Here is a 17,319-nt window from a genome sequence, read left to right on the forward strand (position 1 = left end):
AATATGACAGATTATTTGATTCGCGGTATGACGAAAGACGGCTTTGTGTCGGTGAGCGCAGTGGAATGCACCGGCCTGGTGGAGCGGGCCCGTCAGATTCACCACACCCTGCCTCTGGCTACGGCGGCTCTGGGGCGTACATTGGCTGCAGCGTCCATGATGGGCGATGGCCTGAAGAGCGATAACGGCTCGGTGACCGTGCAGATCCGGGGCGGCGGCCCGCTGGGAGCCATCACAGCGGTGGCCGATCACAAGGGCAATGTGCGGGGTTATCTCCAGAACCCGGCGGTGGACCTGCCTCTTCGCGCCGATGGCAAGCTGGATGTGGGCTTTGGCGTGGGACGCCAGGGATTGCTCACGGTCATCAAGGACATCGGCGCAAGAGAGCCTTTTTCTGGGAAAGTGGCTCTTCGTTCCGGAGAGATCGCCGAAGATATCGCCGGTTATTATGCCGAAAGCGAGCAGACGCCCACGGTGTGTGCTCTGGGTGTGCTGGTGGGACGGGATCAGCAGGTGACGGCTGCTGGCGGCTACCTGGTGCAGCTGATGCCCGGTGCGCCGGACAGTTTGGTGGATCAGCTGGAAAAGAGCTTTACATCCATGCCCAGTGTCACCAGCCTGCTCAGTCAGGGAAAGACTATGGAGCAGATCATGGACCAGGCTCTGGAGGGGCTGGGATTCCATGTGCTGGAGAAGCACCCGGTGGCCTATGAGTGCCATTGCTCCCGGCAGAAAGTGGAGCAGGCCCTGATCAGCATGGGAGAAAAGGAACTGCGGGAGCTGCGGGACAGCGGCGAGGATGCGCATATTACCTGCCAGTTCTGCGATGCAGAATATGTGTTTTCCACAGAGGATCTGACAGACCTTTTAAAGCAGGCCAAACGGCCCTAAGGGATCAATGGAAAGGGGGCATCGCCCCCTTTTCAAAAATCTTGAAGAAAAATCAAAAAAAGGTTGACAGATGTGGTTTGAGCCGGTATAATAATTATCGTCGCCGCAAGGTGTGTGACAGAAAAAGAATGAAAAAACTTTTTTCTTGACAAACACCGTTCTCTCTGTTAGAATAGAGAAGCTCGCTGCGAATGGGGGAGCATAGCTCAGCTGGGAGAGCATCTGCCTTACAAGCAGAGGGTCACAGGTTCGAGCCCTGTTGTTCCCACCAATTTATGGCCGTGTAGTTCAGTTGGTTAGAACGCTAGCCTGTCACGCTAGAGGTCGACGGTTCGAGCCCGTTCACGGTCGCCAATTTGCCTCTGTAGCTCAGTTGGTAGAGCAGGGGACTGAAAATCCCCGTGTCGCTGGTTCGATTCCGGCCGGAGGCACCACTTGCGGATGTAGCTCATCTGGTAGAGCGCCACCTTGCCAAGGTGGAGGTAGCGAGTTCGAGCCTCGTCATCCGCTCCAAAATATGGCAGGAATGTGTTTTGCATTCCTGCCATATATCTAAACTGTATATGGTATGGCGCCATAGCCAAGCGGTAAGGCAGAGGTCTGCAAAACCTTTATTCCCCAGTTCGATTCTGGGTGGCGCCTCCAATAACAAAAAGACATCCTTTTGAATGTCTTTTTTGTTTTCTGAAAAGTGATGCGGAAAAAGCACCTGTCTAGCAGGTGCTTTTTCTTATGTGAAAGGAGCCAATTACTCCTCCAACATTTCGAATCCTTCGGTAAGCAAGGTAGAGGCCTGGGTGAGGCCGCATGTATATTCCGTAATGGTATTGTTATATTCTTCTGCTGCCATTTCTCCATCCAGCATTTTTCTGCGCTGTTGCACAGACCATCCAGGGAATCGGCAGAAGGAGATTCGTTTGTGCAGGCGGTCAGTGTGAAGGCCAGGCCCAACAGAATCAGCAGGGATGCAAGGCGTCGTTTCATAAATTGGTCATCCTTTCTTTGGCATTTATAGCATGTATATTATGTCATAATGATTATTGAATGCCAATAAAACTGTGCACAGAATGACAATTTCTAATCATCCTATGTCCTGTAAAATTGACAAGAGGTGATTGCAATGATCAGTGATACCATTCGCACTCTGCGGGAGAGGGCTGGCTATTCCCAGGCAGAGCTTGCGAAGAGGCTTTCAGTGACCCGATCCTCTGTGAATGCCTGGAAAAGCGGGCTTTCTGCACCGACGGCCATCAATATCATCGAGCTGGACAAGCTCTTTCATGTTTCTGCCGATTTTATTTTGGAACTGGAGCAAACCCAGCAGATTGACTTGTCGGAATTGACGGAGCAGGAAATACGCATTATATATGAATTGTTGGATTATTTTCGTCAGGCCAAGGGAAAGGCGTAGTCTTTATAAGCCTGGAAGGAAAAACAGAGGAGGGGCTTTACTTTTTTCCTCTTTTGAGAGATAATGGGATGCAAAGAGAGTTTGGAGCGCCGCCGGAGCGCGGCATCGGATCGGGAGGAAAAGATTATGTTCAATCTGTTTTCGGAGCAAGATGAAAACAAGTTTACCTGGGAATCCATCGGCGATGTGATCGACGGAAGAAGGAACCTGGGAGAAAATATGCCGGTGTTTGTTTACCGGCTGTTTCAGTTTACCATTAAAGATGAGCTGGCCAAGCGCTATGGCAACGAAGCAACGGTGGATATTTTCCGTAAAGCAGGTGAACTGGCGGGGAAAGAGTTTGCCAATCATCTGTTGGATCTGAGCCTGCCTTTCAATGAGTTTGTTGCCCATTTGCAAAGCGTGCTGGAAGAGAGCAAAATCGGTATTTTGCGGGTGGAAAAATTTGATCCGGATACAGGGGAAGCCGTGCTGACGGTGGGAGAAGATCTGGACTGCTCCGGTTTGCCCATCACCGGGGAGACCGTGTGCAATTATGATGAAGGGTTCCTGGCCGGAGTGCTGAAGGTCTATACCCAAAAGGAGTATGTGGTCACCGAGGTGGATTGCTGGGCCACCGGCTCCCGAGTGTGCCGTTTTGAAGCATCCGTGAAATCGCAAGAGAGCGAGCAAAATGGATAATCAGGATATCGACCTTCTGGTTCAGCAGCTTCGCACCATTTTGCTCAACAAACCCCTTTCCAAAGAGCCTCGGGTGCAGTCAGAGGAGTTGGAAACCCTCCAGGATGGGATTTTTTATCTGGCCGATTGCCTGGCCGAAGTCAATGGCTTTTTGGATCAGCTGCGGAAAGGCAACCTGGACACCCCTTCTCCAGGACGCCATAATTTCCTGGCCGGCAGTTTGAAGGAGCTTCATTCGGCCTTGAAGCATTTGACCTGGCAGGCCAATCAGGTGGCCAATGGGGATTACAGCCAGAGCGTGGACTTTTTGGGGGATTTTTCAGCTTCTTTCAACCGGATGATCGCCCAGCTGGCCGAACGGGAATCCCAGCTGAAGATCCAGTCCCAGATACAGGGAGAATCGGTGGAGCTGATGAAGGCCGTGATGGATGGCTTGAAGGATTGGATCATGGTTATATCCCAGGAAAGCGGAGAAGTGGTGTATTCCAATCAAAGCGCCAAGCAATTTTTTGAGCATCCCACGCCCGATCAAAATCAACGTGACAATTACCACCGGTTTTTGGAGTTTATCCGCCATTGCGGCCGGGAACACAGCGAAAACCGGGATTTCGAATACCATTGCTGCGAGAGCCGCCGCACATTTCGGATTCGCGCCTATGACATCCAATGGAGCGGAAAGATGGCTTGTGCTCACATCATCACCGATGTGACCAGTGAGCGGGAGTATCAGGAGCAGATCGAAGGGTTGGCCTATACCGATGCGCTGACGGATCTGTATAACCGCCGGTTTTGTTTGGAAAATTTGGAGAAGATGCTGGAGGAAGGAAAGGAATTTACCTTCTGCATGATCGATCTGGATGGGCTGAAATACGCCAATGACAATTTCGGTCATGATGCCGGCGATGAATATTTGAAAACAGTGGCCCGGCATTTGCTCCAGGACAGCCGCTCCACCGACCTGATTTGCCGGATCGGCGGCGATGAATTTGCCGCGTTGTTCCCCCGCTGTAAAGCGCCGGTGATCGTGGAAAAAATGGAACGGCTGGATCGCGTTCTGGAGGAAGAATCCCTGCGCTTTCCCATGTCCCTCAGCTATGGTGTGGTATATGTGGATGGGGGAGAAAGGCTTTCGGCCGCTGAGGTAATGAAACTGGCCGATGAGCGGATGTATATGCTGAAGAATATGAAGAAAGCCGCCCGGAATAGTTTGGGTGGTGTGGTGATGACTTGGGTTTGGTCCAAGGATCTGGAAACAGGCAATGAGGAGATCGACCGGGAGCATCGCCAGCTGTTGAGTGCAGTCAACCGGCTGCGGGAGGCCTGTGCCGCAGGCCGAGGGCAGGAGGAACTGAACCGTATCGTGGACTTTTTGGTTCAGTATACCCAGACTCATTTTGCCCATGAAGAGCAGCTGCAGCAGCGCTATGGCTATCCGGATTACCAAAGCCACCACCAGTATCATCAGGCTTTTGGAAAGGCCGCAGAGGATTTGGCCCGGCGGCTGAAAGAAGAGGGGGGCACGGCCCAGCTGGCCTCCCGGCTCAATAAGCAGTTGGTCAGTTGGCTGATCAATCACATCAAAATGGAAGATGCCAAGGTGGCCCGCTATATTCAGAAAGTCTCTGAAAGCAGCAAATCCTCATCAAATTGAAAATACGCCGCAGAAAAGTTCTGCGGCGTATTTTTTGTGGAAAAATCATAGTGTCGTCCAAGGCGGAGATAAAACAAAGCGGCATTGCCAGCAGGGAGGAGAGAGCGGGGTAAACGCACAGATTTTCAGTTCTACGGGGTGTTCCGGTTCCAGCAGCTGGTAGGATAGGTGGATATGTACCTTTTCCCCCTTTTCCAAGGGACGGAAAGCGGTCTTGGCACAAAAAAGCGGCTGGCCTGATACCAATCCGGGGAGCAAGGGCTTTTCATCCTGGAAAGCATGGCACAGGACAGAAGAAGCGAAATTTTCTCCATCCGGCCCGGGATGGGTGTATTCCAGGGCGATCCACAGCAAAAAGGCCCCCCGTTTTTCCTGCCATGGACGGCAGAATAGCAGTTTGACCGGTTCCTGTGCCAAGGCCCCCATATGGTATGCACCCCCCAGAAGAAAATGTATTTTAGTCATCTTTACGGTAAGACTACCAAATGACTGTGATAAAGTCAAGAAAAATAGTCATCTTTATGGTAGAGGGTTGCCGTGAAAATTTATGATTACCAAGGCAGGAGCAATATTTGCGGAGAGCAGATCCGCCGCTTTCGTCGGGAACGGAAGCTGTCCCAGGGAGAGCTGGCCGCCCGTCTTCAGCTCCAGGAGGTACAGCTGGATCAGAAGGCGGTGAGCCGGGTGGAAAAGGGGGAGCGGTTCGTGTCGGATTTTGAGCTGGTGGCCTTTTCCCGGGCCTTGCGGGTGCCGCTGGAGGAATTGCTGGGGCTTCCGGGCTTTTCAGAAAAGGGCGCCGGTGATACAATAAAATAAAAAGCGGGAAGGAGATGGGGGAATGCAACAATCCCTTTTTGATCAAAAAGGCCTGAGCCAACCGTTGGCCGACCGGCTGCGCCCCCAGACATTGGAGGATTATGTGGGGCAGGAGCATCTTCTGGGGCCAGGGAAGGTGCTGCGGCAGATGATAGAGCAGGATGAGGTGCCCTCCATGATCTTCTGGGGCCCGCCGGGAGTGGGCAAGACCACCCTGGCCCGGATCATTGCCCGACATACCAAGGCGGAGTTTGTCAATTTCAGCGCTGTAACCAGCGGCATCAAAGAACTGCGCCAGGTGATGGCTCAGGCGGAAACCACCCGGCTTTTGGGACAGAAAACCATTTTATTCATCGATGAGATTCACCGGTTCAACAAGGCCCAGCAAGATGCCTTTCTTCCCTATGTGGAAAAAGGGAGCATCATTCTCATCGGGGCCACTACAGAAAACCCCTCCTTTGAGATCAATTCGGCGCTGTTGTCCCGGTGTAAGGTGTTTGTGCTGCAAGCTCTCAGTGGAGAGGACCTGGTGAAAATGCTCCAGCGGGCGGTGGCCTCACCCAAGGGACTGGGGGAGCAAAATGTGCATATCGACACTGCACTTTTGGAGAAGATTGCCTTGTTTGCCAATGGGGATGCCCGGGTGGCCCTCAACACCTTGGAGATGGTAGCCCTCAACGGGGAGAAAACGCAGGAGGGCGTGTTTGTCACAGAGGACATCCTGAATCAGTGCATTGGCCAGCGTTCCCTGCTTTATGACAAGAATGGAGAGGAACATTATAACCTGATTTCCGCCTTGCACAAATCCATGCGCAACAGCGATCCGGATGCTGCGATGTATTGGCTGGCCCGGATGCTGGAAGCGGGAGAAGATCCTTTGTATGTGGCCCGCAGGCTGATTCGTTTTGCCAGCGAGGACATTGGTCTGGCGGATAGCCGGGCGCTGTCTTTGGCGGTGGAGGCCTACCAGGCCTGCCATTTTATCGGCGTTCCGGAATGCAATGTGATTCTGGCCCAGGCCGTGGTCTATCTTTCGTTGGCGCCCCGCTCCAATGCCCTGTATGTGGGGTATGAGCGGGCCAAACGGGATGCTCTGGAACAGCTGGCCCAGCCGGTGCCTCTGCATCTGCGCAACAGTCCCACCCAGCTCATGCGGGAGCTCCACTATGGGGAGGGCTATCAATATGCCCACGATACCCAGGAAAAACTCACCGATATGGAATGTCTGCCCGAGTCTCTTCGGGGAAAGCGATACTATAATCCCACGGAACAAGGACTGGAAAAGCGCTTCAAAGAGCGCTTGGAACAGATCCGGGAGTGGAAAAAACACCGGAAAACATAAAAAAGGCCCTTTGGGGCCTTTTTGTTTTGATTGACAGAGCACAGGGACTGTGATATACTCCAAAAGTACTGAATAAGTAATTTACTAATTTACTGCATACAGGAGGAATATATGAAAATCCCAACCACATTAAAGCACAAACCGGTGGTCGTGGTGGAAAACTACGAAGAAGTGGATGGCCGCATGGCCTATCATAGCGATGCAAAAGGTCTTTCTCTGGGTCTGGCCCAATGGAATGATCGGGGAAAGGTGGATATTTCAGCCAAGGTCTGGAGGTACACCGGAGAGAAGTGGTCCCGGCAATCGGAGGAATTGCCCCTTCACCGGGCGCTGGATCTGGCGATTCTCATCAGCCAGGCCCGGCTGTATTTCCGGGAGGCCTATCGCTTTCCCAAGCTCTATGAGGAAGAGGGAGGGCCAGTGGCTCGGGTAGGGTTGCAGGGAGATGCCATGACAGTGGATATCTGCCGGGAGAATCCCCATATTGATGAGGATATTGCCTTGTTCTATCAGGCTCTGGCTCAGGATGATGAAATGCTGGGCGAGCGTTTTCGGGTGCTGGCCCGTATTCTGCGGGAAATGGGCTATTAAAAATGCCGCCCCATTGCAGGGGCGGCATGGATCATTGATAAAGCTGTACATCGTCGGGCATGGCCAGCCGTTCGTCCAGAAGCCGGTTGATGTTGCTTAAAAATACGGCGCTGGTGAGGATGGCGCAGAGCAGGTCGGTGACAGGCTCGGCGAAAAAGGTGGCCTGGGCTCCAAGGAAATAGGGGAGAGCCAGGGTGAAAACCAAAAAGACCGCTTTGCGGATGAGGGACAGGCTGAGAGCTCCCCGGGCGATGCCCAGGGCGGTAAAGGTGTCCACAAACTCATACTGGAAGGCCAGAGGGATCACCGAGAAGGTGAACACCCGGATGGCCCAGGAGGACAGACGAAGCAGTTCTTCGTTGCGGGTGAAGATCATGGCGAAATAATAACCGGCCAGCTGGCTGATCAGGAACATCACGCCGGTGAAAACCAGACACAGCGTCAGCACTTTGCGGATGGCCAGGCGGATGCGGTCCACTTTCTTTGCACCATAGTTAAAGCTGTGAATGGGCTGGGTGCCGCCGGTGATGCCGCCCAGGGGCATGGTGATCAGCTGCATATAGCTGAGCACAATGGTGGCCACGGTGATATAGGTGTCTCCCATCTCGGCACCGCCGTAGCGCTGGAGTACGCTGTTGAGAGCGATGAGCAGCACACTGTCGGTGGCGATGATGGTAAAGGGAGACAGACCGAACAGCAAAATCCGCCGCATGATGGAAGGGGAGTAGCCTCCCAATGTGAGGGAGATCTGGGGTTTACGGCTGCGGAGGAACCAAATCACAAAAAAGCAGCTGACGGCCTGGGAGATCACGGTGGCCAAAGCAGCCCCCCGCACGCCCAATCCCAGCAGGAAGATGAACACCGGGTCCAGCAGCACATTCAGAATCGCACCGATGATTACCGTGGCCATGCCCATGGTGGAATAGCCCTGACAGATGATATACTGGTTCAGTCCCACAGACAGGATGGCGAACAGGGTGCCCAGTACATAAATGGTCATGTATTCATTGGCATAGCCATAGGTAGCGCCGCTGGCGCCGAAAGCCATGAGCATGGGCTTTTTCAGCAAAAGAGCGGCGCCGGTGAGCAAAAGAGCCAGAACACAGAGCATGAGAAAGGCATTGACTAGGATCTTTTGGGCGCCTTCTTTGTTTTTTTCACCTAATCGGATGGCCATCAGCGGCGCTCCGCCCAAGCCTACCAAGAAGGCAAAAGAAGAGATCAGGGTGACGATGGGACCGCACACGCCCACACCGGCCAGCGCCAGATCACCTACATGGGGAATGTGGCCGATGTACATCCGGTCCACAATGCCGTAGAATACATTGACGAATTGGGCCAGCATAGAGGGAATGGCCAGTTTGAGCACCAGTTTTCCAATGGGATCTCTGCCCAGATCGTTGGTCTTTGACATGATTTGCGTCCTGCTTTCCATAGTGGTTGCGGCCTGTCCAGAGGGCAGCTTTATATAGACTACTCTGTAAAGCGATGAATTGCAAGGGAAAAGAAAAATTTTTCGGATTTTCCAAGGAATATCCCCAAAAAGGAAGGAGAATGGACGATGGAATCCATCAAAGGGCGGTTTGCCCCCAGTCCCACGGGACGAATGCATTTGGGCAATGCCTTTTGTGCCCTTTTGGCCTGGCTCTCGGCTCGCAGCCAGGGTGGAAGGCTTCTGCTGCGCATGGAGGACCTGGACCCGCAGCGCAGTCGGGAGAGATATGCCCGGATGCTGATGGAAGATCTTTTGTGGATGGGGCTGGATTGGGACGAAGGCGCCGGTATTCCTGGGGAAGAGGAGAAACAGTATTGGCAGAGCCGCCGGGAGGAGGAATATGCAAAGGCCTTGGATCTGTTGAAGTGGCAAGAGCTTCTGTATCCCTGCTTCTGCACCCGGGCAGAACTGCACGCCGCTGAGGCCCCTCACGCCTCCGATGGACAGGTGATTTACAGTGGCCGCTGTCGGGAGTTGACGATGGAGGAGCGGCAGGAGAAAGAAAAACACCGCCGCCCGGCCATTCGCATTCGTGTGCCGGATGAAATGATCTCTTTCACCGACGGATGCCGGGGCGTGTATGAAGAAAATCTGGCCTGGGACTGCGGGGACTTTATCTTGCGGCGCTCCGATGGGGTCTTTGCCTATCAGCTGGCGGTGACCTGGGACGATGGGGTCATGGGAGTGAGTCAGGTGGTGCGGGGCAGCGATCTTCTTTCCTCCACGCCACGGCAGATCTGGCTTCAGCGGTTGTGGGGCTTTCCCCAGCCACAGTATTATCATGCGCCCTTGCTCCTGGCTCCCGATGGCCGCCGTTTGTCCAAGCGGGATGGAGATCTGGATCTGGGAGCTTTGCGTAGCCGGATCGGGCCGGAAGAGCTGGTGGGAAAATTGGCTTTCTGGGCAGGGATTTTGCCCAAAGAAGAAGCGGTTACACCCCGGGAACTGGTTTCTTTATTCGATTGGGAAAAGGTGAAAAAACAGGATATTTTGCTGGATACCCCCATGCTGGATTTTTAACATAAAAAAGCCGCCTTTTCAGGCGGCTTTTTTTATAGGGTTATTGCAAAGCCAGGATCAGCCGTTTCTGGTGGTGGGAGCAGCGCATGGCCAGGCACAGATGGCGGTTGAGTTTGCGGCACAGAGAAAGCAGGAGGCGGCTTCGGAAGCTGTCCGGCGCAGGAAGGCCAGGCAGAAGCCACAGTTTTCCCCATAGCTGATAGAGCCGGATGAGCCCATGGTGCCACAGGGTCAGCAGTCGATAAGCGAACAGTTGGAGAGTGTGTTTCATTGCAGGAGTCCTCTTTCTTGTGGTTTCCGTAAGTGATACGATCCCGATGCTTCTATTATACATGGGATGTGTGGAGGAAGGTGTCGAATTTTCGGGAGAAAAAAAGATTTTCTATTTTTGTTGCCGAAGAGGGAGGAAGAGGGGAGAAAAAGAAAAAAGAAGCGCTGTTTTGAGAAAACATACGCTTCTTTTGTGCTTTTTTGGCTGCGGGGCGCGGCACAGCCGCTTGCGCCAGCCCGTTGGCAGCGTCCCCCGCAAAGGATATGGTATCACAGATCAAGGGGCGGAAACCGTCGCAGCAGGGCGTTTTTTTATTCCAGGTTGAGCTTGCGGGACAGAATGTGATTTGTGATGAAAAAGAATCCGGCCAGGAAAAAGATTTCCAAAGCGATGCTCAGCAGCAGGGCCACATGAATGGCCCAGTCATCGGATACGGGGAAAATCCATTGAGCAGCCAGGTTCCCCAGTACCCCCAGAAGGATCTGGACCAGGAAGTTCAGGGCCAGGAAGGCGCCGAAGGAGGTGAGCAGCCGCTTGTTGGCGCTCAGCTGCCCCAAGGCCATGCTGGCATAGAGCATCATGGTGAAAGCCAGTACACCTATAATACCGAACAGGAAAAACTCTATGCAGGCTGTGATAATCTGACCATTCAGATAACCCAGACGGATGGAAGTACCGATGACCCCAAAGGACATTGCCACCATCCCTTTTTCATAGGCCAGAATCACAAAGGCCAGGAAGGCGGCAATGCTGCTTAAAATGTACCATACCAGAGAGGTCAGGGATTTGCAGCAGATGTGCTGCCAGGGCTTCACCGGCAAGGTCATGGACAGATACCCTTCTTCGCCCAGCAGATTTTTGTAAAAACGCTGGAGAGAGACCACCAAAGTGAGGATAAACACCGCCATGAGCAAAAAGCCGAACAGGGAGGAGATCGCCACCTGGAAAATTCCCAAAAAGAAGGAATTGGAGAAATCCTTGTTAAAGACAAAGAGGCGGGTAAGGAAAGCGGTGATCAACAGGGCTCCATAGATGGGAAGAAAGATACGCCCTGTGGACTTGAATTCATATTTCAGTAATTTTCTTAGCATTTGTATACCTCCCGGAACAAAGCATCCACCGATTTTCCATTTTTCTCCCGGATTTCGTCCACCGAGGACACCAGAGCCACCCGGCCTTCGGCCAGGAAGATCACATCGTCCAACACTTTTTCAATGTCGGCGATCAGATGGGTGGAAAGAACGATGCTGGCTCGTTCATCGTAATTTGTGATGATGGTATTGAGGATATAGTCCCGGGCCGCCGGGTCCACGCCGCCGATGGGCTCATCCAGCAGATAAAGCTGGGCTCTGCGGCTCATCACCAGAATCAGCTGCACCTTTTCTTTGGTGCCCTTGGACAAAGACTTCAGCCGCTGGCTTTCGTCGATGTCCAGGCGGCGGAGCATATCCCGGGCGCGGTTGGCGTCAAAATTCTGATAAAAATCGGAAAAATAGCCAATGATGTCCGATACCCGCATCCAGTCATTGAGATAGTTTTTGTCCGGCAGATAGGACACCGACAGATGGCTTTCCACTCCCGGCTTCTTGCCGCACACCAGTATTTCGCCGGCGGTGGGGTTCAAAAGACCGTTGGCCAGCTTGATCAAAGTGCTCTTCCCGCTGCCGTTGGGTCCCAGAAGCCCCACGATCCGGCCGGGGGAGATGGTCAGGTCCACATTGGACAGCGCCGGTTTTCTGCCATAGGATTTGGTCAGATTACGGCATTCCAGTAAAGCGTTCATCAGTTTCTTCCCTCCACATGAAATTGTAATTGTTCCAAAGCCTGCTGGGGAGTGAATCCCAAACCGGTCATGCTTTGGATGAAGTTTTCCAAGATGCCTTGGCACAGCTGCCGCCGAAGCTGCTGGATGGCCTCACCATCCTCTGTGACAAAGCGGCCCGCTGTGCGCTGGGTGAAAAGCAGCCCATCGGTCTCCAGCTCGGCCAGGGCTTTCTGCATGGTATTGGGATTGACCGCCGCCTGGGCCGCCAGTTCCCGCACCGAAGGCAGTTTGCTGCCTGGGGGATAGGCGCCGGAGAGGATCAGCCGCTGGATCTGCTCCACCAGCTGGGCATAGATGGGGCGGTCGCTGTCAAATTGCCAGGCCATAGGCTCACGCTCCTTTTGTATCACTGTATTAAGAACATAGTACAATAATACAGCTGTCCATTTGCTTTGTCAAGGGGGAATTTCAAAAAAAGAAAAAGCCGCCTGACGGCGGCTGAAAAATGGGTTTCTGGCAGAAAATCAGAGAAAATCCTTCCAGGCCAGGGAATTTCCTGGCTCCACGATCAAAAACTGTTTATCCCACTGGCCGGATACCAGCTTCTCCAATATACGGATGCTGCCCGGGACATGGCGTACGGCACATTGGGTCAGATCGGCATCCCGCTGCACCTGGCGCAGATGGGCCGGAGCATAACTGTCGTAGGTCCCGGTATCGATGATATCAATATGGGTGAAAGGATCAAACCATTGGTGGAAAAGGGCGCGGCCCTGGGCTTTTCCGCGGCTCTGGCAAAGGCGCTGTTCCATACTTTCCAAGGAAATCTCTCCGACATCCGGTTCACGGAAATAAAAATGGCCGGTTTGCTTCAGATTGGAGGCCTTTCGGTCATCGGTGTGAAGCAGCAGGGTGATGCAGTCGTCTACGCAGGGAATCACAATGCGCTGTCGGGCGGCCAGATTTTTCCAGGAGCCGCCACAAAAGCCCATGGCTGCCAAAACGGTATCCACTGCGGGGTCCAGGGGAAGTGTAGCACTGGAAGAAGGGTATGTCAAGGAAGAGAGGAGATCAAAAAGCGATGGTGGTATCCGGGGTGTGGGGGTTGGAAAGCACATCCATGGGCAGACGGTCCAGCCAATCTTCTCCCCATTTTTCCCGGGTCTCCAGCACCAGTTCGGTTCCCACAGCGGTGAGTTCACGACGGGTTTTATCTTCGCTGGCGGCCAGAGAGGGAGCGGCGCCGGAATAATAGCCGCCACAGGAACGGGGCGAGCGGCCATAGCGCTGGGCAAAAACCGAAATGTCCGCCGCTGTCACGCTGCCGCCCTGGCGGTAGACTTCCTCCAGAATGGCGGCCCGGCGCACTTCTCCCACCGTAGCAGTGACCGACTGGCTTTGCTCTTCCCGCTCCAAGGCCTGGATCAATCCATTTACCTGGCCCTGGATCTCTTTCAACTGATGCAGAATTTCTTGATTTGTCATGTGATATTCTCCTTTCAGATTTCGTAATTATTTTCGTTCTTCGAAAGATATTATGAATTATAGCATGAGAAAATGTAGATGTCGATGGTAGAACGAAAAAATCAACGAAAAAACAACGATGGGCATGGACCGGGGAAACTTGACGAAAAACTCACAATGTTTTTATAATAGAATTGGATGAAAAAACGAAAGGAGAGGTGCTTTGTGACAAGGAAAGAGCAAAGCAAAGAGCGTCTCGGGAAGGAGGGGCGCCATGAGTGAGGGAAAATGGGATCTCAGGGGATATCTGGGGGACAAGGAGTTTTATAAAAATGTGGTGCGCATTGCCGTGCCGGTCTCCTTGCAGCAGTTGATTACCGTGGGGATCAATCTGATGGACACCATCATGCTCAGCAGCATGGGGGATGCCCAGCTTTCGGCCTCGGCCCTGGCCGGGCAGTTTATCAACCTGTTTCAGATCTTTTGCATGGGCATCGGTATGGGAGCTTCGGTGCTCACCTCCCGCTTCTGGGGGATGCAGGACAAAGAAGGGCTGCGCAAAGCCATCACCATCATGCTTCGCATCTGTCTGGCCTTTGCCGCGGTGTTTACCCTGGCCACTTTGATCAGCCCCCAGATGGTCATGCGGATCTATACTTCTGAAAAGGTAACGGTGGATTACGGTGTGCTCTATCTCCGCTGGTTGCTGCCCACTTATTTCTGTATGGGCCTGTCTTTGACTTGTACTATCGTTCTGCGTAGTGTCAGCCAAGTAAAGCTGCCGCTGTTCTGCTCCATTCTGGCTTTCTTTATCAACATTTTCTTTAACTGGGTGTTTATTTTTGGTCATCTGGGGGCACCCCGGATGGAGATTGCCGGCGCCGCACTGGGAACGCTGATTTCCCGGGTTTTTGAGCTGGTGTTTATTTGCGGTTATTTCTTTTTCCGGGATCAGAAGATCGGCTATCGTATCGGGCATTTGTTTATGAAGTGTCGGGATCTTCTGAGCGAATATTTGCGTATCAGCATCCCTGTTCTGGTCAGCGACGGCTTGCTGGCCTTGGGAAATAACGCTGTGGCCATGATCACCGGACGGCTGGGCACTGCTTTTGTGGCGGCCAATTCGGTGACCACTGTGGTGCAGCAGCTCAGCTCAGTGCTGACCCAGGGCATTTCCAATGCCAGCGGCATCATTACCGGTCATACCATGGGCCGGGGAGAATATGACAAGGCGCAGCGGCAGGGCTATACCTTCCTGGGATTGGGATTTCTGGTAGGATGCCTGGCGGCTCTGGCGATTTTGCTGCTGCGGGGCCCCATCATCAACTATTATCAGGTGACGCCCCAGGCCAAGGAGATCGCCTGGAGCCTGATGGACGCCATCAGCTTTATCATTATTTTCCAGGCCATGAACTCCATTCTCACCAAAGGCGTGCTGCGGGCCGGGGGAGATACCAAATTTTTGATGGTGGGCGACATCCTCTTCCTGTGGGTGGCTTCTATCCCCTTGGGGTATCTGGCGGGGATGGTATTCCATTGGTCGCCTTTCTGGATCTATACCATGCTGAAAATCGATCAGATCATCAAATGCGTCTGGTGCGTCTTCCGGCTGCGGAGCCGAAAATGGATCAAAGTGATCCATGGCACCAAAGGTTGAGAGATTATTTTTTGCAAAAAGCCCTCTTGCGGCAACAGCTGCAAGAGGGCTTTCCTTGTAGGGCGAAAGATGTTATTCGGTACGCAAAGCGGCCACGGGATCTTTTTTGCCGCATTTTTGGCGGGGAGCAGGCCGCCCAACATGGTGATCAGAATGCTGAGCAGAACCAAGAAACCGCCGTAAGTCACGGGCAAGGCCACGGTGAGAGAGGATGCATCCAGCAAACTCTGCAGGATGGCGTTGATGGGAATGGCGAGCAAAGCGGAGACCAGCACCCCCAGTGCTCCGGCCAGGCAGCCGATGATGAAGGTTTCGGCATTGAATACCTGGGAGATATTCCTTTTGGAAGCACCCATGGCCCGGAGAATACCGATCTCCTTGGTGCGCTCCATGACGGAAATGTGGGTGATGATGCCGATCCATAATGCAGGACACCACCAGGGATACTGCCACAAAAGCAATGAGCACATAGGAAATAATGTCCACAATGGAGGTAAGGGATTGGGTCATCAATTCCACATAATCGGTGTAGGTGATCTGGTTTTCCTCGCTGGCTTCTTTGTTGTAGTCGGCGATGCATTGGGACACCGATTCTTTGTCCTCAAAACTGTCGGTGTAGATGCTGATGGAAGAGGGGGCATCGTAGCTGACCTTTCCGAAGTTCTCCATATTCTCTTCATAAGAGGCCCCGGCGATGGTTTCATCGTAGATGGACAGCAGAATATCCGGGTCTGGAGAATCGGCCAGCCACAGATCCAGGGCCTGGGCCAAAGCCGCTTCATCGGCGCTTCCCATGGAGGAGACCATGGAGCCATTCCCCTGGGAAAGCTGGCTGGGGTCTCCGGAAAACTTCACCCCGGTTTGCTCCTGAGCCAGGTAGTACTGAATCATCTGGAACATGGCGGCCTTGTCCGACACTCCCATGGACGAAAGATAGGTTTTGGCGTCCTCTATCTTTTCTTCCTGGCTGGGGGCTTCAAACTCCATGCCGTTGAGCACATTGATCTCAGGCGTCTCTTCTTGAGCCGTCACTACGGCACTGGCATTGGCATGCTCGATCACATAATCGGTCAGTTGGGAGGTATAGGCCACCGGGGTGGAAATGGTGGCATTGGCCGCATCTGTTTTGGGGCGGATTACACCGGAAATGGTGAGAGTGATTCCGTTTTTCACCAACTGTTCCTGCTGAGGTGTGCTGTCCGCTGTGTAGGCAAAGGTGCCATCTTCTTTTTCGGAATAACGATCGGATGCAGGAACCAAAGAGAAGGTGTGTCCGCAGATGGTCTCATAGTCCCAGGAGAGCGGAGTGACTTCAGCGCCATCGGCGATCTGTTCCTGGATCTCCAGATATTGCTGGGCCGAGATTAGCCCCAGCTGGTACAGGGAAGCGGTGGAAAGGGAGTTATTTTCGTCCAGAACCAGGACCACCTGGTTGTATTCTTCCGGCCAGGCGCCATAGAGAAGATCATAGCTGTCGGTGACTGCCTGACTGATGGCTTGATCATCGGTGCCGGCTATCAGCTGGGAAAAGTTCTTGGCTTGAGAGGAGGAGCTGCTTCCCATCATCATACTGGGATGGCTCGTTTTCTGCACTTCCCACATAAAATTCCATCATGTCCTCCAGGCGCAGGCAAGCCAATCGCCGCAGAGGTTCGTTCCGGTGGCCGCAGCCACAGTCGATGTTCAAAACACCCTTTCCGTGCCAGATGGAGAAGGGAACATCCACAGAGCCGGAAAGGAAAACCGTAGGGGTATGGTCCACGATGCAAAGGGTGTCTGGATAGGGGCTTATCGTGTTTTCATCCACCCGGCCCCAGATGCGGGTTTCCCGATCCGATCCGGGGCAGCCATGGACCAGGTGGAATTTCTGTTCATTCACCGTGATGTCCAGATGATCCGGCAACCCGGCGAGAAAACGCAGGATCTGATGCCGATCCCTGGAAGTGCGGCGGTAGAGCAAAGTGCGATAGGTGCTCATCCCGCCATTCTGACGCCACAGTTCCCGGGCCCCTATTTCCTGATGCAGGCCCAGAGTGCTCAGACACATCTGCTCATGGTTGCCCAGCAACATGGTGATATTGTCAGATGCCATGATCTGCTCCAGAAGCTCCACACCATGGGAGCCTCGGTCGATCACATCCCCCAAAATATATAAGTGATCCTGGGAAGAAAAATGGATCTGTTCCAGTATTTTATCAAAAAGATCTTTTTCTCCATGGAGATCGGACATACAGTAGGTCATACGGATTACCTCTTTTGGATAA

20 protein-coding genes and 5 tRNA genes are annotated in these 17,319 nt (G+C 53.2%); 15 read left to right on the plus strand and 10 right to left on the minus strand.

Annotated features, from left to right (window positions below):
• Positions 1-3: 3 nt before the first annotated feature.
• The 9 genes from hslO (at position 4) to KQI26_RS07840 (ending at position 4,634) form a co-directional block, all read left to right on the plus strand.
• On the plus strand, positions 4-891 hold the full coding sequence (gene hslO, locus KQI26_RS07800) for an Hsp33 family molecular chaperone HslO (RefSeq protein WP_216503978.1): 888 nt from the start codon (positions 4-6) through the stop codon (positions 889-891).
• Between the two features lie 195 nt (positions 892-1,086).
• A tRNA-Val gene (locus KQI26_RS07805) sits at positions 1,087-1,162 on the plus strand.
• A 6-nt stretch (positions 1,163-1,168) separates the two neighbouring features.
• Positions 1,169-1,245, plus strand: a tRNA-Asp gene (locus KQI26_RS07810).
• Positions 1,246-1,249: 4 nt separating this feature from the next.
• Positions 1,250-1,325, plus strand: a tRNA-Phe gene (locus KQI26_RS07815).
• Between the two features lie 3 nt (positions 1,326-1,328).
• Positions 1,329-1,404, plus strand: a tRNA-Gly gene (locus KQI26_RS07820).
• A gap of 57 nt (positions 1,405-1,461) precedes the next feature.
• Positions 1,462-1,536: transfer RNA gene (locus tag KQI26_RS07825), tRNA-Cys, on the plus strand.
• Between the two features lie 475 nt (positions 1,537-2,011).
• Positions 2,012-2,302: a helix-turn-helix transcriptional regulator gene (locus tag KQI26_RS07830; RefSeq protein WP_216503979.1), complete on the plus strand. Its 291-nt coding sequence runs from the start codon at positions 2,012-2,014 to the stop codon at positions 2,300-2,302.
• 126 nt (positions 2,303-2,428) lie between these two features.
• A complete protein-coding gene (locus tag KQI26_RS07835) occupies positions 2,429-2,983 on the plus strand; it encodes a V4R domain-containing protein (protein ID WP_118426308.1) in 555 nt (184 codons plus the stop codon).
• Positions 2,976-4,634, plus strand: a complete 1,659-nt coding sequence (locus tag KQI26_RS07840; protein WP_216503980.1) for a bacteriohemerythrin — start codon at positions 2,976-2,978, stop codon at positions 4,632-4,634. Before KQI26_RS07835 ends, KQI26_RS07840 begins: the two co-directional genes overlap by 8 nt.
• Before the next feature lie 45 nt (positions 4,635-4,679).
• Here the strand turns inward: KQI26_RS07840 and KQI26_RS07845 are convergent, their stop codons facing one another.
• Positions 4,680-5,060, minus strand: coding sequence for a hypothetical protein (locus tag KQI26_RS07845; protein ID WP_216503981.1), 381 nt, complete (start codon positions 5,058-5,060; stop codon positions 4,680-4,682).
• A 111-nt stretch (positions 5,061-5,171) separates the two neighbouring features.
• Here KQI26_RS07845 and KQI26_RS07850 point away from each other — a divergent pair, with 111 nt between their 5' ends.
• The 3 genes from KQI26_RS07850 (at position 5,172) to KQI26_RS07860 (ending at position 7,383) form a co-directional block, all read left to right on the plus strand.
• Positions 5,172-5,450, plus strand: coding sequence for a helix-turn-helix domain-containing protein (locus tag KQI26_RS07850; protein ID WP_118746932.1), 279 nt, complete (start codon positions 5,172-5,174; stop codon positions 5,448-5,450).
• 22 nt (positions 5,451-5,472) lie between these two features.
• Positions 5,473-6,792 carry a replication-associated recombination protein A gene (locus tag KQI26_RS07855; RefSeq protein WP_118746933.1) on the plus strand — a complete coding sequence of 440 codons (1,320 nt, stop codon included), beginning with the start codon at positions 5,473-5,475 and terminating at the stop codon, positions 6,790-6,792.
• 111 nt (positions 6,793-6,903) lie between these two features.
• Positions 6,904-7,383 (plus strand): DUF6530 family protein, encoded by a 480-nt coding sequence (locus KQI26_RS07860; protein WP_118746934.1) that lies wholly within the window; start codon positions 6,904-6,906, stop codon positions 7,381-7,383.
• A gap of 31 nt (positions 7,384-7,414) precedes the next feature.
• Here the strand turns inward: KQI26_RS07860 and KQI26_RS07865 are convergent, their stop codons facing one another.
• Positions 7,415-8,797: an MATE family efflux transporter gene (locus KQI26_RS07865; RefSeq protein ID WP_216503982.1), complete on the minus strand. Its 1,383-nt coding sequence runs from the start codon at positions 8,795-8,797 to the stop codon at positions 7,415-7,417.
• Positions 8,798-8,944: 147 nt separating this feature from the next.
• On the opposite strand from KQI26_RS07865, the gene gluQRS reads away from it, so the two are divergent.
• Positions 8,945-9,898 carry a tRNA glutamyl-Q(34) synthetase GluQRS gene (gene gluQRS / locus KQI26_RS07870; RefSeq protein WP_216503983.1) on the plus strand — a complete coding sequence of 318 codons (954 nt, stop codon included), beginning with the start codon at positions 8,945-8,947 and terminating at the stop codon, positions 9,896-9,898.
• Between the two features lie 40 nt (positions 9,899-9,938).
• Here the strand turns inward: gluQRS and KQI26_RS07875 are convergent, their stop codons facing one another.
• A complete protein-coding gene (locus KQI26_RS07875; protein ID WP_118746937.1) occupies positions 9,939-10,169 on the minus strand; it encodes a hypothetical protein in 231 nt (76 codons plus the stop codon).
• Between the two features lie 19 nt (positions 10,170-10,188).
• Here KQI26_RS07875 and KQI26_RS07880 point away from each other — a divergent pair, with 19 nt between their 5' ends.
• Positions 10,189-10,494: a hypothetical protein gene (locus KQI26_RS07880; RefSeq protein ID WP_216503984.1), complete on the plus strand. Its 306-nt coding sequence runs from the start codon at positions 10,189-10,191 to the stop codon at positions 10,492-10,494.
• On the opposite strand, the gene KQI26_RS07885 is transcribed toward KQI26_RS07880, so the two are convergent.
• From KQI26_RS07885 to KQI26_RS07905, 5 genes are all read right to left on the minus strand, one after another.
• Positions 10,481-11,260, minus strand: a complete 780-nt coding sequence (locus KQI26_RS07885) for a hypothetical protein (RefSeq protein ID WP_216503985.1) — start codon at positions 11,258-11,260, stop codon at positions 10,481-10,483. The two genes, KQI26_RS07880 and KQI26_RS07885, sit on opposite strands and share 14 nt — an antisense overlap.
• Entirely contained in the window at positions 11,254-11,952 is a 699-nt protein-coding gene (locus KQI26_RS07890) for an ABC transporter ATP-binding protein (RefSeq protein WP_216503986.1), read from the minus strand. The genes KQI26_RS07885 and KQI26_RS07890 overlap by 7 nt, the downstream gene beginning before the upstream one ends.
• Positions 11,952-12,320 carry a GntR family transcriptional regulator gene (locus KQI26_RS07895; RefSeq protein ID WP_118746940.1) on the minus strand — a complete coding sequence of 123 codons (369 nt, stop codon included), beginning with the start codon at positions 12,318-12,320 and terminating at the stop codon, positions 11,952-11,954. Before KQI26_RS07895 ends, KQI26_RS07890 begins: the two co-directional genes overlap by 1 nt.
• A 138-nt stretch (positions 12,321-12,458) precedes the next feature.
• On the minus strand, positions 12,459-12,947 hold the full coding sequence (locus tag KQI26_RS07900) for a DUF1638 domain-containing protein (RefSeq protein ID WP_216503987.1): 489 nt from the start codon (positions 12,945-12,947) through the stop codon (positions 12,459-12,461).
• Positions 12,948-13,005: 58 nt separating this feature from the next.
• The gene (locus tag KQI26_RS07905; RefSeq protein WP_216503988.1) at positions 13,006-13,419 is read right to left on the minus strand and encodes a hypothetical protein; all 414 of its coding nucleotides are present in this window, start codon (positions 13,417-13,419) and stop codon (positions 13,006-13,008) included.
• A gap of 253 nt (positions 13,420-13,672) precedes the next feature.
• On the opposite strand from KQI26_RS07905, the gene KQI26_RS07910 reads away from it, so the two are divergent.
• Complete coding sequence (locus KQI26_RS07910) at positions 13,673-15,055, plus strand: MATE family efflux transporter (protein WP_216503989.1); 1,383 nt, start codon at positions 13,673-13,675, stop codon at positions 15,053-15,055.
• Here KQI26_RS07910 and KQI26_RS07915 read toward each other — a convergent pair.
• Together KQI26_RS07915 and KQI26_RS07920 are read right to left on the minus strand one after the other, a co-directional pair.
• On the minus strand, positions 14,974-15,525 hold the full coding sequence (locus KQI26_RS07915; RefSeq protein WP_371744108.1) for an ABC transporter permease: 552 nt from the start codon (positions 15,523-15,525) through the stop codon (positions 14,974-14,976). The two genes, KQI26_RS07910 and KQI26_RS07915, sit on opposite strands and share 82 nt — an antisense overlap.
• A gap of 1,031 nt (positions 15,526-16,556) precedes the next feature.
• Positions 16,557-17,297, minus strand: coding sequence for a metallophosphoesterase (locus tag KQI26_RS07920; RefSeq protein WP_216503991.1), 741 nt, complete (start codon positions 17,295-17,297; stop codon positions 16,557-16,559).
• Between the last annotated feature and the right edge of the window lie 22 nt (positions 17,298-17,319).

Source organism: Intestinimonas sp. MSJ-38 (assembly GCF_018917925.1).
Classification (GTDB): Bacteria; Bacillota; Clostridia; order Oscillospirales; family Butyricicoccaceae; genus Pseudobutyricicoccus.